A 15409-nucleotide genomic window follows, 5' to 3' on the forward strand; every position below is an offset into this window, starting at 1 on the left:
TTCACTGAAGATTTCAGCCTTTCCAATATCCAGAAACAATTAAGCAGCCGTTAGGCTGCTTACTAAACTGTTCCCGTTACGTTTACGTCACCGTGAGGTCACCCGCGCTTGTGGCGATTCTTCACGGCAACGTGCCATCACGCTACTCCGCTACACACTTTCCGCTGACGGCCGGTCGCACCATCAAGGTGCGACGCCAGCAGCGACCGCCCTTTCCTGGATCAGAATCCACGGCGAAACCACCACTGCCCACAGCTGTGGATCACGTTCGAAAAGATCCAGCGCCCGCGATTCAGACAGCTTGGCGACTTTGTCTGCGGCCAGCCAGGCAGCCACTTTCTCGCCTTCATCCGACGCCACGGCCTCGGCAGCGGCGATCAAATCGAGCGCGGGGTCGACCCACAATAGGGCACCCTTGGCGAAGAACGGCTCCAACTCTTTCCAGGTAATAGATGCGGTTTCACCAAGCAGCTTGGCATAGAGGGTGCTAGGTTCTTGATTCATGGGAGCTGTCCGGAAAAGAAATCGACGCGAATAATAACGTCGGTGGTCCGTCAGCAAAACCCGGTTGCAAATGGCTGTACCGAACGAAAAGAGCAGGAACGCCAGGGAATGCTGCTGATTGGGCTATATGCCCACCAACGCCCCGCCGCAATTCTGTCTTTTTCATTCAAAAATGCGACACCCCCAAGTTTTGCCCCTCGGCGCCCGCTTCCCAGGCTGACAACCGGCGCTCTACACTGTACCGGTACAGTTGCCGGGGGCATTTCCGGAGGGTATCGCAAAGATATCTGACCCGGTTCTGCTGCTACGGCGCCAGAACTCAAAAAAATTACAACAGTAAGAGTGGAGCACTATGACTAAGGCTACTAAGCAGATTTCCAAACTGTTTGCCGCTATGGTTCTGGCCGGGGTTGCCAGCCATTCGTTCGCAGCTGACACCATCAAAATCGGTATCGCCGGTCCTAAAACCGGTCCAGTAGCCCAGTACGGCGACATGCAGTTCAGTGGCGCAAAAATGGCCATCGAGCAAATCAACGCCAAGGGCGGCGTCGACGGCAAGAAACTTGAAGCCGTTGAATACGACGATGCCTGCGATCCAAAACAAGCGGTAGCGGTTGCGAACAAGGTCGTCAACGACGGCGTCAAGTTCGTCGTCGGTCACCTGTGCTCCAGCTCCACTCAACCGGCTTCGGACATCTACGAAGACGAAGGCGTGATCATGATCACCCCGGCTGCCACCAGCCCGGACATCACCGCCCGTGGTTACAAAATGGTCTTCCGCACCATCGGTCTGGACAGCGCCCAGGGCCCTGCCGCCGGTAACTACATTGCCGACCACGTGAAACCGAAAATTGTCGGCGTCCTGCACGACAAGCAACAGTACGGTGAAGGCATCGCCACCGCGGTGAAATCGACCCTCGAGAAGAAAGGCACCAAAGTTGCCGTGTTCGAAGGCGTCAACGCCGGCGACAAAGATTTCTCGGCGATCATCGCCAAACTCAAGCAAGCCAACGTCGATTTCGTCTACTACGGCGGCTACCACCCGGAGCTGGGTCTGATCCTGCGTCAAGCACAGGAAAAGGGTCTGAAAGCCAAGTTCATGGGTCCGGAAGGCGTGGGTAACGACTCGATCACTCAGATCGCCAAGGACGCGTCCGAAGGCCTGCTGGTGACCCTGCCGAAATCCTTCGACCAGGATCCAGCCAACATCGCCCTGGCCGATGCCTTCAAAGCGAAGAAAGAAGATCCAAGCGGTCCGTTCGTGTTCCCGTCCTACTCGGCGGTTGAAGTGATTGCCGAAGGCATCAAGGCAGCCAAGTCCGAAGACGCGACCAAAGTGGCTGAAGCCATTCACGCCGGTACCTTCAAGACCCCGACTGGCGACCTGAGCTTCGACGCCAAGGGCGACTTGAAAGACTTCAAATTCGTGGTCTACGAGTGGCACAACGGCAAACCTAAAACTGAAGTATCGCCTCAGTAAGGCGCTGCCTGACTGACTGCCAATAAAGCCCACGGCGTGCCGTGGGCTTTGTTTTACGAATGTATTGGGCCGCGCTGGCGTGATCCGCCAGTCTCCCCACCTGAAAATCTCAAAACCGTCATCAGCGGTTCGCTGGCAAAACCCGGATTCGAAGTGGATAAAGATCCACGGGGCCGGGCGGGAAAATGACTCCACCAGTGAAATGCGTATCAGGTTTTTAGGAGCGCTGTAATGCCTGACATCTATCACTTCTTCCAACAGCTGGTTAACGGCCTGAACGTTGGCAGCATGTATGCCTTGATCGCCATCGGCTACACGATGGTTTACGGCATCATTGGAATGATCAACTTCGCCCACGGCGAGGTGTACATGATCGGCTCTTACGTGGCGTTCATCGCCATCGCCGGGTTGACCATGATGGGACTCGACAGTGTCCCGCTGTTGATGACGGCGGCGTTCATCGCCAGTATCGTCGTCACCAGTTCCTACGGTTACAGCATCGAACGGATCGCCTACCGCCCCCTGCGCGGCAGCAACCGTCTGATTCCGCTGATTTCCGCGATCGGTATGTCGATCTTCCTGCAGAACACGGTTCTGCTGGCGCAAGACTCCAAGGACAAAGCTATCCCCAACCTGATTCCGGGCAACATTGCCTTCGGCCCAGGTGGCGCACAAGAAGTGCTGATTTCCTACATGCAAATCGTGGTGTTCGTGGTGACCCTGATCGCCATGCTCGGCCTGACGCTGTTCATCTCCCGCTCTCGCTTGGGTCGCGCCTGCCGCGCCTGCGCCGAAGACATCAAGATGGCCAACCTGCTCGGCATCAACACCAACAACATCATCGCCCTGACCTTCGTCATTGGTGCCGCGCTGGCAGCCGTTGCGGCTGTGCTGCTGAGCATGCAATACGGGGTGATCAACCCGAACGCCGGTTTCCTCGTCGGCCTCAAAGCCTTCACCGCTGCGGTACTTGGCGGTATCGGCAGCATCCCCGGCGCCATGCTCGGCGGGCTGGTGCTTGGGGTGGCAGAAGCCTTTGGTGCCGATATCTTCGGCGACCAGTACAAGGACGTCGTGGCATTCGGCTTGTTGGTTCTGGTGCTGTTGTTCCGTCCGACCGGCATTCTGGGCCGTCCGGAGGTTGAGAAAGTATGACTAGGAATCTTAAACAGGCACTGTTCAGTGCCTTGCTGGTGTGGGCCGTGGCCTACCCGGTACTCGGTTTGAAACTGACCATCGTCGGCATCAACCTGGAAGTGCACAACACCAGCCCGACCGTGCTGGCGACCATCGCCATCTGTTCGGTGCTGATGTTCCTGCGCGTGCTGTTCAACCAGCAGATCAGCAAAGCCTGGCGTGCGTCGCCGGGCCTGCCGCTGATTCCGGCCAAGGCGAGCAACTTCCTCACCCTGCCAACCACCCAGCGCTATTTCATCATTGCGCTGATCCTGGTGGCGCTGGTGTGGCCGTTCTTCGGCTCCCGTGGCGCGGTGGATATCGCGACGCTGATCCTGATCTACGTGATGCTCGGCCTCGGTCTGAACATCGTCGTCGGTCTGGCCGGTCTGCTCGACCTCGGTTACGTCGGTTTCTACGCCGTCGGCGCCTACAGCTACGCGCTGCTGTCGCACTACTACGGCCTGAGCTTCTGGATCTGCCTGCCGATTGCCGGCCTGATGGCGGCGACGTTCGGCTTCCTGCTGGGCTTCCCGGTGTTGCGTCTGCGCGGTGACTATCTGGCGATCGTGACCCTCGGCTTCGGTGAGATCATCCGTCTGTTCCTGCGTAACCTGACCGACATCACCGGTGGCCCGAACGGCATCAGCAACATCGAGAAACCGACGTTCTTCGGTCTGACCTTTGAACGCAAGGCTGCGGAAGGCATGCAAACCTTCCACGAGTATTTTGGCCTGCAATACAACTCGATCAACAAGGTGATTTTCCTCTACCTGGTTGCGCTACTGCTGGCGCTGGCGGCGCTGTTCGTCATCAACCGTCTGCTGCGCATGCCGATCGGTCGTGCGTGGGAAGCGCTGCGTGAAGATGAAATCGCTTGCCGTGCACTGGGTCTGAATCCAACGATCATCAAGCTCTCCGCGTTCACTCTCGGCGCTGCATTCGCCGGTTTCGCCGGTAGCTTCTTCGCTGCGCGTCAGGGTCTGGTGACGCCGGAGTCGTTCACCTTCATCGAGTCGGCGATCATCCTCGCCATCGTTGTGTTGGGTGGCATGGGCTCGCAGTTGGGCGTGATCCTGGCGGCCGTGGTGATGATCCTGTTGCCGGAAATGATGCGTGAGTTCAGCGAGTACCGCATGTTGATGTTCGGTGCCCTGATGGTGTTGATGATGATTTGGCGTCCACAAGGTCTGCTGCCGATGCAACGCCCACACATGGAGTTGCGAAAATGAGCCGCGAGATCCTTAAAGTCGAAAACCTGAGCATGCGCTTCGGCGGTTTGCTCGCGGTCAACGGTGTGGCCCTGACAGTCAAAGAGAAACAGGTGGTTGCATTGATCGGGCCGAACGGCGCGGGCAAGACCACCGTGTTCAACTGCCTGACCGGTTTCTATCAGCCCACCGGCGGCAGCATCCTGCTGGACGGCGAGCCGATTCAAGGCCTGCCGGGCCACAAGATCGCCCTCAAAGGCGTGGTGCGTACCTTCCAGAACGTGCGCTTGTTCAAGGACATGACGGCGGTCGAGAACCTGTTGATCGCCCAGCACCGTCACCTCAACACCAACTTCCTGTCCGGCCTGTTCAAGACCCCGGCGTTCCGCAAAAGCGAGCGCGAGGCCATGGAGTTTGCCGAGTACTGGCTGGAAAAGGTCAACCTCAAAGAGTTCGCCAACCGTACCGCCGGCACCCTGGCCTACGGTCAGCAACGGCGTCTGGAAATCGCTCGTTGCATGATGACCCGTCCGCGGATCCTCATGCTCGACGAACCGGCCGCTGGTCTGAACCCGAAAGAAACCGAAGACCTCAAGGCGCTGATAAGCGTGCTGCGTGAAGAGCACAACGTCACCGTGCTGTTGATCGAACACGACATGAAACTGGTCATGAGCATTTCCGACCACATCGTCGTGATCAACCAGGGCACGCCTCTGGCTGACGGCACGCCGGAACAGATCCGCGACAATCCTGAAGTGATCAAAGCCTACCTGGGGGAAGCGTAAATGCTGCAGTTCGAAAACGTTTCCACCTTCTACGGCAAGATCCAGGCCCTGCACAACGTCAACGTCGAAGTCCGTCAGGGCGAGATCGTGACCCTGATCGGCGCCAACGGTGCCGGCAAGTCCACGCTGCTGATGACGCTCTGCGGTTCGCCGCAGGCGCACAGCGGCAGCATCCGCTACATGGGTGAGGAACTGGTCGGCCAGGACTCGTCGCAGATCATGCGCAAGAGCATTGCCGTGGTGCCGGAAGGTCGTCGGGTGTTCGCCCGTCTGACCGTTGAAGAAAACCTGTCCATGGGCGGCTTCTTCACCGACAAGGGCGACTATCAGGAGCAAATGGACAAGGTTCTCGGCCTGTTCCCGCGCCTGAAAGAACGCTTCAACCAGCGCGGCGGCACCATGTCCGGCGGCGAACAGCAGATGCTCGCCATCGGCCGTGCGTTAATGAGCAAGCCGAAACTGCTGCTGCTCGACGAGCCGTCGCTGGGCCTGGCACCGATCATCATCCAGCAGATTTTCGACATCATCGAAATGCTGCGCAAGGATGGTGTGACGGTGTTCCTGGTCGAGCAGAACGCCAACCAGGCGCTGAAAATCGCTGACCGCGCCTACGTTCTGGAGAACGGCCGCGTGGTCATGCAAGGCACCGGTGAAGCGCTGCTGACCGACCCGAAAGTACGCGAGGCGTATCTCGGCGGTTGATGCATGTCGCCAAACAAACAAACGGCCTTCGGGCCGTTTTTTTGTGCCTGCACAATTTTCAGATTCTCCAAAAATCCCTTGTAGGAGTGAGCCTGCTCGCGATGGCGTCGTGTCATTCAACATCGCCAGTATCTGACATGACGCCATCGCGAGCAGGCTCACTCCTACAGGGTTTTGCGTTTTTCCAAAAAAGATTATGAGCGGGCTGTAACGCAACGCCACCTCGTTTCTCTAGAGGGACAAGCAAGCGCAAACGCGCTTGTAAAAACCCTGACCAAGACTGGAGAAACATCATGACTGCTACCACTCGCACCCTGTCCGCCACCGCCCTGGTTCTGGCCCTCGGTTCTGCCCTGAGCATGGCTGCTGTATCGACCGTCCACGCCGCTGACGCCGACATGGAAAAATGCTTCGGCGTGGCCATGAAAGGTCATAACGATTGCGCCGCCGGTGCAGGCACTACCTGTGCCGGCACGTCGAAAATGGACTATCAGGCCAATGCCTGGAAACTCGTTCCAAAGGGCACCTGCGCCACCACCGAGAGCAAGACTTCGCCGACCGGTTTCGGTCAGATGGAAGCCTTCAAAGCCAAGTCCTGATCGTTGGTCTGCCTGAGTGACGATCATGCTCACAATCAACGACCATGTTCCCTCCGGCACTCAGGCAGCCCGCACCGGGCTCCCGTCCCGTGCCGGGCTGGGACTCAAGACCGGGCACTTTCGTGAAGTGCTCGGCTCACAACCGGACATCGGTTTCTTCGAAGTCCACGCCGAAAACTACATGGTGGCCGGCGGTCCGTTTCATCATTTTCTCGGTTTGATCCGCGAGCAGTATCCGCTGTCGCTGCACGGTGTTGGCTTGTCCATCGGTGCTGAAGGGCCGCTGGATAAACAGCATCTCAAGCGCCTTGCCGAACTGATGCGGCGCTATCAACCGCAAGCCTTTTCTGAGCATCTGGCCTGGTCGAGCCACGGCCCGGTGTTTCTCAATGACCTGCTGCCACTGGCCTATGACACGCCGACGCTGAACCGCGTTTGCGAGCATATTGATCAGGTGCAGAACACACTCAAACGTCCCATGTTGCTGGAGAATCCAGCGACCTATCTGGCCTTTCAGCGTTCGACCATCGATGAGCCTGACTTCATCGCCGAGGTCGTACACCGCAGCGGCTGTGGACTGTTGCTGGACGTCAACAATGTCTACGTTTCCTGCGTGAACCATCAGCGTGATCCACTGGCGTATCTCGATGCGCTGCCATTACACACGGTGGGTGAAATTCATCTGGCCGGGTTCGCCGAAGATAGCGACAGCCTTGGCGATCGCTTGCTGATCGACGATCACGGCGCGCCGATCGATCAAGCCGTCTGGGGTTTGTACCGGCAAGTGCTGCAACGCATCGGTCCGGTGGCGACGTTGATCGAGCGCGACAATCAAGTGCCGGCGTTTGCGGTGCTGCTGGCGGAAGCTCAGCAAGCTGATGCACTTTTGCTGGATGCTGGAGCACGCACATGAGTACTCAACGCGCTTTCGCTGCCGCGCTGATCGACACCCGGTTACCCTGCCCCGAAGGCCTGTGCAGCGCCAACGGTGCTGATCCGGCGAGCCGTTTCGCGGTGTATCGCAACAACGTACAGGCTTCGCTGATCAATGCGTTGAGCGACAGTTGCCCGGTGGTTGCGCAATTGGTCGGCGATGAATTCTTCCACGCCATGGCGGCCGTTTTCGTACAACAGCTGCCGCCGCAGAGTCCGTTGATGAGTCGCTACGGAGAAACATTTGCGGACTTCATTGCAGCGTTTGAACCGGCCGGCGGCGTGCCTTATCTGGCAGACGTGGCGCGTCTTGAGCACTTGCGCACCCTCGCCTACCACGCGGCCGACGCCCTGCCCGTGCGCGCGGAACAGATCACGGCAGCACTGGCTGATGCGCAAACGCTGAGTGAGCTGCGCCTCAACCTTCATCCCTCCCTTCACCTGCTCGACTCAGCCTATGCCGTAGTCGCGATCTGGGGCGCACATCAACACGACTCGACGCTGGAGGGGATCGACATCAACCAAAGGCAACACGCGCTGGTGTTGCGCAACGGCCTGGACGTCGAAGTGTTTGCCCTCGACCCCGGCGCCAGCAGGTTTATCCGCAACCTGATCGAGGGCCAGCCACTGCTGGCAGCGGCTGAAAACAGCCCTGAGTTCGACCTCGCGCAAACCCTCGGCTTGCTGATCGCGCGCAACGCCATTACCCAATTGAATAACAAGGAACTGCCATGAAAACGCTCATCACCCGCGCCATCGCGCTGCTGGAAAAAATCCCCCACAGCCTGATCGCGTTCATTGCACGTTTCTCGATTGCCGCGGTGTTCTGGAAATCAGGGCAAACCAAGGTTGAAGGCCTGGCCATCGATCTGATCGACGGCAGCTTTCAACTCGGCTGGCCACGTCTCGCCGACTCGACGATTCCGTTGTTCAAGAGCGAATACCACGTACCGCTGCTGTCCCCAGAGATTGCCGCACACATGGCGGCGTTCGCCGAGCACTTCTTTCCGATGCTGATTCTGATTGGCTTCGCTACGCGGTTTTCGGCGCTGGCGTTGTTGGGCATGACCCTGACCATTCAACTGTTTGTGTATCCCGATGCCTATCCGACTCACGGCACCTGGGCGGCGGTGTTGCTGTATTTGATGGCGACGGGGCCGGGCAAGTTGTCGATTGATCATCTGATCGCCCGCCACTTCACCAACTGAACGCCGACCTGTAGGCGCTGCCGAAGGCTGCGATCTTTTGATCTTGCTTTGAAAAAAACAAAATCAAAAAATCGCAGCCTTCGGCAGCTCCTACATGGGGTTTATATTCATATGATCAGTGCTGAAGTCGATCCAGCGCCTCGCCGCTGCGCTTGAACCAACCGATCAGATAATCCGCGAGCACTTGCGTGCGTTTTGGTAATCCACCCTGATACGGATGCACCAGGTACATCGGCATACGTCGGGTCTGAAAGTCACGCAGGAGCCAGCGCAATCGGCCGTCAGCCAATTCCGCCTGCAGCAAGTAGGAAGGCAACCGCGCAATCCCGGCGCCACTGAGTGCGGCTTTCTTCAGCAAGTTGTAATGGTTGCTGGCAAACGGTCCTGATACTCGCACCCGTAACAATTCATGCTGCTGGTGATACAGCCATTCCTCACGTCCGCTGTAGTGGCTGTTGAGCAAGCAGCGATGCTCGGCCAGAGCCTGTGGCGTCAGCGGTTCACCGAAACGCTCGAGATACGCCGGGCTGGCGCAGGTCATTTCCTGCCAGGCCAACAACGGCTTGGCCACCAGCCGTTCGTCATTGGCCACCTCACTGCGGATCGCCAGATCAAAGCCGTCCCGTGACAGATCGCGGTAACTGTTGTTCAGCTCCAGCTCAATCTGCACCTCAGGGTATTGATGCGAGAACTCCAGCAACAAACCATCGAAGAAGGTTTCCCCCAACGAAACCGGCACCGTCATGCGCACCGGGCCGGCCATATCGTCCTTCAACCGCGCTAAGGCCTGACGCGCCCTTTCCACCTGGACGACCAGCGCCTGCGCTTGTGGTAACAATGCTGCGCCGGCAGCGGTCAGGCTCAAGCGTCGAGTGGTGCGTTGCAGCAACACCACAGAAAACCGCGCTTCGAGCTGGCTGATGCGCTTGGACAACTGCCCTTTGCTACAGCCCAATTGCTGCGCCGCCAAGGTAAAACTGCCCGCTTCGATCAGCACCGCGAACGCCGCCAGATCATCCATTTCGCTCATGGATTGTTTCCATTTGAAAACCAAAGGTTGCCTATTAGCGCGCTTATCCACAGAAAAAACCACTCTAGACTGAAACCTCGTTCAATCACTTGAGGTACAGCTCGATGAAGATTCTGTTGATAGGCGCTGGCGGCACCATTGGTTCGGCGGTGGACAAAGAACTCTCGGAACGCCACGAAGTCATCCGCATCGGCCGCAACAGCGGTGACTTGCAGGTGGATATCAGCGACAGTGCATCGATCCGCAAGCTGTTCGAAAAAACCGGCAAGTTCGACGCACTGGTGTGCGCCGCCGGCAACGTCACCTTCGCACCGCTGGGTGAGATGACGGAAGACAGCTTCGCTCTCGGCCTCAAAGACAAACTGATGGGCCAGGTCAATTTGCTGCTGATTGGCCGCGAGTTCGCCAACGACGGCGCGTCATTCACCTTCACCACCGGCGTGCTCAGCCACGATCCGATCCGCAGCGGCGCATCGGCAGCGTTGGTCAATGGTGCGCTGGACAGTTTTGTACGCGCAGCGGCCATTGAATTGCCGCGTGGCCTGCGAGTGAACTCGATCAGCCCGACCGTACTGCTCGAAGCCATGGGCAGCTACGCTCCGTATTTCCGTGGTTACAAGCCGGTTCCTGCGGCAGATGTGGCATTGGCCTACGCGAAAAGTGTCGAAGGCCTGCAGACAGGTCAGACATTTCACGTGGGCTAAACCCTTGTGATGAACGGTCAGGCTGCGTAACGTGGCGGCACTTGTCTGGAGAGCCGAAGATGCGTGTTGCCCGTTCGTTAGTCCTTGTTGCCCTGCTGCCGTTGTTTGCCGCTTGCCAGTTGCTCGATGGCCAGCGAGAAAGTGCCTCGCACGTCGGGCAGACACGGATGCAGGGTCAACTGACCGCCGCTGACGGCAAACTGGTGTTCCAGCCATGCCAGGATCAGCGCCAACTCGTCGTCAATGACATTGGTGGCACCAGCATTCTGCAAGAGGCTGCAACCCTCGCCGACGAGCAAGGCAAACTGTTTGCCGACGTTCGCGGCAAAGTCGCCGGTGATCGACTCGACCTGACGCAGCTGTATCGCGTCGAGCGTTCCGGCACTGCCTGTGATGATCCGAATTTCAAACTGCTGATCCTGCGCGCCGCCGGTCATGGCCCGGAATGGAATGTCAAAGTCAGCGGCAAAGGCATGGTCATCGACCGCGCAGGTCAGCCGCCACTTGCCGTGCCGTATATTGAAGATCAATTGGGCGACGGTCGCTTCAATCTGAGCAGCGAAGCCAACAACCAGCGCATCGAATTGTGGGTCGCGCCGCAACGCTGCGTCGACAGCAGCACCGGTAGCGTGCAACACATGAGCGCCGAGTTGCGCATCGACGGTCAGGTGCAACGCGGTTGCGGGTATTTCGGCGGATCGCGCAACGACTGAGCGTTTTAGCCTCACCGGATCCGGCCTTTGCGGCTTATAATCGCGGCCTTCAAACGCCCTGGCGCAGTTGTGCGCCCCGCGAACCCGGATCCTCGCCATGTTACGAATCACTGAACTCAAGCTGCCAATCGACCATCCCGAAGAAGACCTGCGCGTTGCCATCGTGCAACGTCTGGGCATCGCCAGCGATGATCTGCACGATTTCACCTTGTTCAAGCGCAGCTACGATGCGCGCAAAAAGTCCTCCGAACTGTGCTTCATCTACACCGTCGACCTCGAAGTGCGCGACGAGGCCAAGGTGTTGGGCAAGTTCGCCGACGACCGTAACGTCAACATGGCGCCGGATGTCAGCTACAAATTCGTCGGCGAAGCGCCGAGCGACCTGAGCCAGCGCCCGATCGTTGTCGGTTTCGGCCCGTGCGGCATCTTCGCTGGCCTGCTGCTGGCGCAAATGGGCTTCAAGCCGATCGTCCTCGAACGCGGCACCGAAGTCCGCCAGCGCACCAAAGACACTTGGGGCCTGTGGCGTAAAAGCGTGCTCAACCCCGAGTCCAACGTGCAGTTCGGCGAAGGCGGCGCGGGCACGTTCTCCGACGGCAAGCTATACAGCCAGATCAAGGATCCGAAGTTCCTCGGCCGTAAAGTCCTGCACGAGTTCGTCAAGGCCGGCGCGCCGGAAGAAATCCTCTACGTCAGCAAGCCGCACATCGGTACATTCCGTCTGACCGGCATGGTTGAAAACATGCGCGAGCAGATCCGCGAACTGGGCGGCGAAGTGCGCTTCCAGGAACGCGTCACCGACGTGCTGATCGAGGACGGCCAATTGGTCGGCGTACAACTGGCCAGCGGCGAAACCCTGCATTCGAAACACGTGGTTCTGGCCCTCGGCCACAGCGCCCGCGACACTTTCCGCATGCTCCACAGCCGTGGCGTGTTCATGGAAGCCAAGCCGTTTTCGGTGGGTTTCCGCATCGAACACCCGCAATCGCTGATCGACCGTGCACGTCTGGGCAAATACGCTGGCCACCCGAAACTCGGGGCTGCCGACTACAAACTGGTGCACCACGCCAAGAACGGCCGCTCGGTCTACAGCTTCTGCATGTGCCCGGGCGGCACCGTGGTCGCGGCGACTTCCGAGCCGAATCGCGTGGTCACCAACGGCATGAGCCAGTACTCGCGTAACGAGCGCAACGCCAACTCCGGCATCGTCGTCGGCATCACCCCGGAAGTCGATTATCCGGGTGGCCCGCTGGCAGGGATCGAGTTGCAGGAACGCCTGGAATCCCACGCGTTCATTCTGGGTGGCAGCGATTACAAAGCACCGGCGCAACTGGTTGGCGACTTTATCAACGACATTCCTTCGACCGAGCTGGGTGAAGTCGAGCCGTCGTACAAACCGGGTGTGGCGCTGGGCGATCTGGCCCTGGCCTTGCCGGACTTTGCCATCGAGGCAATCCGCGAAGCCTTGCCGGCGTTCGAGAAACAGATTCGCGGGTATTCGCTGCATGATGCGGTGTTGACGGGGATCGAAACGCGTACTTCGTCACCGCTGCGCATCACTCGTAACGAAACGCTGCAGAGCATGAACGTGAAGGGCTTGTTCCCGGCCGGTGAAGGCGCGGGTTATGCGGGCGGGATTCTGTCGGCAGGTGTTGACGGGATTCGCATTGCCGAAGCCGTGGCACGCGACATCCTCGGCCTGACTGACTGACACAAAACCCTGTAGGAGTGAGCCTGCTCGCGATAGCGGTATTCCATTCAACATCAATGTTGAATGTTATTACGCCATCGCGAGCAGGCTCACTCCTACAGTTGATTTCGGTGTGTCAGATATTCGCGCGTAGCACTGAGGTCGGCAGCGGCTCACCGCGCTCGGCACTCGCCGCCACCGCTTCGATCAACCCATTCAATTCATACCCCTGCGCCTTCAGCCAATCCTGATCGTAATAAGTGTCGGCATACCGCTCGCCGCCATCGCACAGAATCGCCACGATCGACCCCGACTCCCCCGCCGCTTTCATCTGCTGCGCCGCCATCAAGGCGCCGATCAGGTTGGTCCCGCTCGACCCACCGACATGCCGCCCCAGCCGCTGCGCCAGATAATGCATGGCCGCCAGCGACAAGGCGTCGGGCACTTTGACCATTGCATCAATCACCTTGGGCAGGAACGACGCCTCAACGCGTGGCCGGCCAATGCCTTCAATGCGCGAACCGCACTCCAGGCGCAAACCGGCGTCGCCGGTCTGGTAGTAATCGAAGAACACCGAACGCTCGGCATCCGCGCACAACACGCGGGTGCAATGCTGGCGATAACGCACATAACGACCCAGAGTCGCGGTGGTGCCGCCGGTGCCGGGGCTGGAAATCAGCCAGCTCGGTTCCGGGTGCTTCTCGTAACGCATCTGCTGGAAGATCGATTCGGCAATGTTGTTGTTCGCGCGCCAGTCGGTGGCGCGTTCAGCGTAGGTGAACTGGTCGATGAAGTGGCCGCCATGCTCGCGGGCCAAACGCTCGGATTCGGCGTAGATCTGCGTCGGATCTTTCACCAGATGGCTCTGACCACCGTAGAACGCGATCTGGGCGATTTTCTCTTTCGAGGTGGTCGCCGGCATCACCGCTATAAACGGCAAACCGAGCATCCGTGCAAAGTACGCCTCGGAAATGGCTGTAGAACCGCTGGACGCCTCGATCACCGGGGCGCCGGGCTTGAGCCAGCCGTTACACAATGCATAGAGAAACAGCGAACGAGCCAGGCGATGTTTAAGGCTGCCGGTTGGATGACTGGACTCATCCTTGAAATACAACTCGATACCCGCAAAACCTGGCAGCGGCAAAGGGATCAGGTGGGTGTCGGCGCTGCGCTGAAAATCCGCCTCGATGATGCGGATGGCTTCGCGGGCCCACTGTCGGTTGTCGCTCATGGTGATGGTTCTCGTTGAATCGGGCAGGAGAGGAATCTATTCGAAAGGCTCGCTCATCAGCTTAGGAAAAATCCTATAGCGCGCACAGATACAGCTGAGTCTCAATATGTCAGGCAACTGCTAGGCTCAGCGTGGCTTGCGCCAGACGCCTTGTAACGCCATATAACAAAAAAGAATATAACTTTTGTTTTAACAACTAACAGTACGGGTTAGGGTGTCCCACCTTTTTGACTATTCGATGGAGAGCGACCTTGCCTCTGCGTAGCACTTTCACGCGTTTCTTTCAGTTGGAAGCTGCCAGCGGTCTGTTATTGATCGCCGCTGCTGTCCTCGCCCTGATTATCAACAACTCGCCACTGTCGTGGCTGTACACCGGCCTGCTCGACACCCCGGTGGTGGCGCAGATCGGTGCGTTGAAAATCGCTAAACCTCTGCTGCTGTGGATCAACGACGGTCTGATGGCGATGTTCTTCCTGCTCATCGGCCTGGAAGTGAAACGCGAAGTCCTCGACGGCCAACTGTCAAAGCCTTCACAGATCGTCCTGCCCGGTGCAGCCGCTATCGGCGGCATGCTGGTGCCGGCGCTGATCTACTGGTTCCTCAACCGTGACAATCCGGCAGCCCTCGACGGCTGGGCGATCCCGACCGCGACCGACATCGCCTTCGCCCTCGGCGTGCTGGCCTTGCTCGGCAAGCGCGTGCCGGTATCGCTGAAGCTGTTTCTGATGACCCTGGCAATCATCGATGACCTCGGCGCCATCGTGATCATTGCGATCTTCTACTCCGGCGAACTGTCGACTCTGTCGCTGGGGCTGGCGGCAGCGTGCATTGCAGCGCTGGTGGCGATGAACCGGCTCGGGGTGGTCAAGCTCGGGCCGTACATGATCATCGGCTTGATCCTCTGGGTTTGCGTACTCAAGAGCGGCGTCCATGCCACATTGGCCGGCGTGACCCTGGCCTTCTGCATTCCATTGCGCACGAAAAACGCGGAGCCGTCGCCACTGCTGACCCTCGAACATGCGCTGCACCCATGGGTGGCCTACGGCATTCTGCCGCTGTTCGCCTTTGCCAACGCTGGCCTGTCGCTGAGCGGCGTCACCGTGGAAAGCTTCACCCATCACGTGCCGATGGGCATCGCGGTGGGCCTGCTGTTGGGCAAGACGGTCGGTGTTTTCGGCCTGACATGGCTGGCCGTGAAGATCGGCATCGCCACCCTGCCCCAAGGCGCCAACTGGGGCCAGGTCATGGGCGTAGCTATCCTTTGCGGTATCGGCTTCACCATGAGCCTGTTTGTCGGTTCGCTGGCGTTTGAGCCGGGTGTGAGTGACTACGCTGGCATGGACCGGATGGGCATTTTGACCGGCTCGATTCTGGCGGCGCTGATTGGTTATGCGGTGACGGCGGCGGCGAGTCGCAAGAACTCCCAACCGATATAACCTCTGT

General features: G+C 58.8%; 16 protein-coding genes. 13 read left to right on the forward strand and 3 right to left on the reverse strand.

Features of this window, described 5'->3' with window-relative positions; all coding sequences use genetic code 11:
* Positions 1-183: 183 nt before the first annotated feature.
* A complete protein-coding gene (locus CKW38_RS21810) occupies positions 184-504 on the reverse strand; it encodes a DUF2288 domain-containing protein (RefSeq protein WP_095113841.1) in 321 nt (106 codons plus the stop codon).
* Between the two features lie 352 nt (positions 505-856).
* On the opposite strand from CKW38_RS21810, the gene CKW38_RS21815 reads away from it, so the two are divergent.
* The 9 genes from CKW38_RS21815 (at position 857) to CKW38_RS21860 (ending at position 8598) form a co-directional block, all read left to right on the forward strand.
* The gene (locus CKW38_RS21815) at positions 857-1984 is read left to right on the forward strand and encodes a branched-chain amino acid ABC transporter substrate-binding protein (RefSeq protein WP_007918518.1); all 1128 of its coding nucleotides are present in this window, start codon (positions 857-859) and stop codon (positions 1982-1984) included.
* Between the two features lie 231 nt (positions 1985-2215).
* Complete coding sequence (livH, locus tag CKW38_RS21825) at positions 2216-3139, forward strand: high-affinity branched-chain amino acid ABC transporter permease LivH (RefSeq protein ID WP_007918526.1); 924 nt, start codon at positions 2216-2218, stop codon at positions 3137-3139.
* A complete protein-coding gene (locus tag CKW38_RS21830; RefSeq protein WP_038358181.1) occupies positions 3136-4392 on the forward strand; it encodes a high-affinity branched-chain amino acid ABC transporter permease LivM in 1257 nt (418 codons plus the stop codon). Before livH ends, CKW38_RS21830 begins: the two co-directional genes overlap by 4 nt.
* Complete coding sequence (livG, locus tag CKW38_RS21835; protein ID WP_007918535.1) at positions 4389-5156, forward strand: high-affinity branched-chain amino acid ABC transporter ATP-binding protein LivG; 768 nt, start codon at positions 4389-4391, stop codon at positions 5154-5156. The genes CKW38_RS21830 and livG overlap by 4 nt, the downstream gene beginning before the upstream one ends.
* Positions 5157-5858: an ABC transporter ATP-binding protein gene (locus CKW38_RS21840; RefSeq protein WP_007918536.1), complete on the forward strand. Its 702-nt coding sequence runs from the start codon at positions 5157-5159 to the stop codon at positions 5856-5858.
* Between the two features lie 293 nt (positions 5859-6151).
* Positions 6152-6457, forward strand: coding sequence for a DUF2282 domain-containing protein (locus CKW38_RS21845; protein WP_007918537.1), 306 nt, complete (start codon positions 6152-6154; stop codon positions 6455-6457).
* 25 nt (positions 6458-6482) lie between these two features.
* On the forward strand, positions 6483-7370 hold the full coding sequence (locus CKW38_RS21850; protein WP_095113842.1) for a DUF692 domain-containing protein: 888 nt from the start codon (positions 6483-6485) through the stop codon (positions 7368-7370).
* Positions 7367-8125 (forward strand): DUF2063 domain-containing protein, encoded by a 759-nt coding sequence (locus CKW38_RS21855; RefSeq protein WP_095113843.1) that lies wholly within the window; start codon positions 7367-7369, stop codon positions 8123-8125. Before CKW38_RS21850 ends, CKW38_RS21855 begins: the two co-directional genes overlap by 4 nt.
* Positions 8122-8598: a DoxX family protein gene (locus tag CKW38_RS21860; protein WP_095113844.1), complete on the forward strand. Its 477-nt coding sequence runs from the start codon at positions 8122-8124 to the stop codon at positions 8596-8598. Before CKW38_RS21855 ends, CKW38_RS21860 begins: the two co-directional genes overlap by 4 nt.
* Positions 8599-8713: 115 nt before the next feature.
* On the opposite strand, the gene CKW38_RS21865 is transcribed toward CKW38_RS21860, so the two are convergent.
* Entirely contained in the window at positions 8714-9628 is a 915-nt protein-coding gene (locus CKW38_RS21865) for a LysR family transcriptional regulator (protein WP_095113845.1), read from the reverse strand.
* 104 nt (positions 9629-9732) lie between these two features.
* On the opposite strand from CKW38_RS21865, the gene CKW38_RS21870 reads away from it, so the two are divergent.
* From CKW38_RS21870 to CKW38_RS21880, 3 genes are all read left to right on the forward strand, one after another.
* Entirely contained in the window at positions 9733-10332 is a 600-nt protein-coding gene (locus tag CKW38_RS21870) for a short chain dehydrogenase (protein ID WP_095113846.1), read from the forward strand.
* A 59-nt stretch (positions 10333-10391) separates the two neighbouring features.
* Positions 10392-11045, forward strand: a complete 654-nt coding sequence (locus CKW38_RS21875) for a COG3650 family protein (RefSeq protein ID WP_007918549.1) — start codon at positions 10392-10394, stop codon at positions 11043-11045.
* Between the two features lie 97 nt (positions 11046-11142).
* Positions 11143-12756, forward strand: coding sequence for an NAD(P)/FAD-dependent oxidoreductase (locus tag CKW38_RS21880; RefSeq protein ID WP_095113847.1), 1614 nt, complete (start codon positions 11143-11145; stop codon positions 12754-12756).
* A gap of 115 nt (positions 12757-12871) precedes the next feature.
* On the opposite strand, the gene CKW38_RS21885 is transcribed toward CKW38_RS21880, so the two are convergent.
* Entirely contained in the window at positions 12872-13966 is a 1095-nt protein-coding gene (locus tag CKW38_RS21885; protein WP_095113848.1) for a PLP-dependent cysteine synthase family protein, read from the reverse strand.
* A 251-nt stretch (positions 13967-14217) separates the two neighbouring features.
* Here CKW38_RS21885 and nhaA point away from each other — a divergent pair, with 251 nt between their 5' ends.
* A complete protein-coding gene (gene nhaA / locus CKW38_RS21890; protein WP_095113849.1) occupies positions 14218-15402 on the forward strand; it encodes a Na+/H+ antiporter NhaA in 1185 nt (394 codons plus the stop codon).
* Positions 15403-15409 lie beyond the last annotated feature (7 nt).

It is taken from the genome of Pseudomonas sp. Irchel 3H7, assembly GCF_900187605.1.
In the GTDB taxonomy this organism is placed as follows: domain Bacteria; phylum Pseudomonadota; class Gammaproteobacteria; order Pseudomonadales; family Pseudomonadaceae; genus Aquipseudomonas.

Bases quoted from the DNA above. Each gene is read 5' to 3' on its own strand.
- CKW38_RS21885 (WP_095113848.1), bottom strand. From the start codon at position 13,966: ATGAGCGACAACCGACAGTGGGCCCGCGAAGCCATCCGCATCATCGAG.
- CKW38_RS21850 (WP_095113842.1), top strand. From the start codon at position 6,483: ATGCTCACAATCAACGACCATGTTCCCTCCGGCACTCAGGCAGCCCGC.
- CKW38_RS21860 (WP_095113844.1), top strand. From the start codon at position 8,122: ATGAAAACGCTCATCACCCGCGCCATCGCGCTGCTGGAAAAAATCCCC.
- CKW38_RS21845 (WP_007918537.1), top strand. From the start codon at position 6,152: ATGACTGCTACCACTCGCACCCTGTCCGCCACCGCCCTGGTTCTGGCC.
- CKW38_RS21865 (WP_095113845.1), bottom strand. From the start codon at position 9,628: ATGAGCGAAATGGATGATCTGGCGGCGTTCGCGGTGCTGATCGAAGCG.
- CKW38_RS21880 (WP_095113847.1), top strand. From the start codon at position 11,143: ATGTTACGAATCACTGAACTCAAGCTGCCAATCGACCATCCCGAAGAA.
- livH (WP_007918526.1), top strand. From the start codon at position 2,216: ATGCCTGACATCTATCACTTCTTCCAACAGCTGGTTAACGGCCTGAAC.
- CKW38_RS21815 (WP_007918518.1), top strand. From the start codon at position 857: ATGACTAAGGCTACTAAGCAGATTTCCAAACTGTTTGCCGCTATGGTT.
- CKW38_RS21855 (WP_095113843.1), top strand. From the start codon at position 7,367: ATGAGTACTCAACGCGCTTTCGCTGCCGCGCTGATCGACACCCGGTTA.
- livG (WP_007918535.1), top strand. From the start codon at position 4,389: ATGAGCCGCGAGATCCTTAAAGTCGAAAACCTGAGCATGCGCTTCGGC.
- CKW38_RS21810 (WP_095113841.1), bottom strand. From the start codon at position 504: ATGAATCAAGAACCTAGCACCCTCTATGCCAAGCTGCTTGGTGAAACC.
- CKW38_RS21875 (WP_007918549.1), top strand. From the start codon at position 10,392: ATGCGTGTTGCCCGTTCGTTAGTCCTTGTTGCCCTGCTGCCGTTGTTT.
- CKW38_RS21870 (WP_095113846.1), top strand. From the start codon at position 9,733: ATGAAGATTCTGTTGATAGGCGCTGGCGGCACCATTGGTTCGGCGGTG.
- CKW38_RS21840 (WP_007918536.1), top strand. From the start codon at position 5,157: ATGCTGCAGTTCGAAAACGTTTCCACCTTCTACGGCAAGATCCAGGCC.
- CKW38_RS21830 (WP_038358181.1), top strand. From the start codon at position 3,136: ATGACTAGGAATCTTAAACAGGCACTGTTCAGTGCCTTGCTGGTGTGG.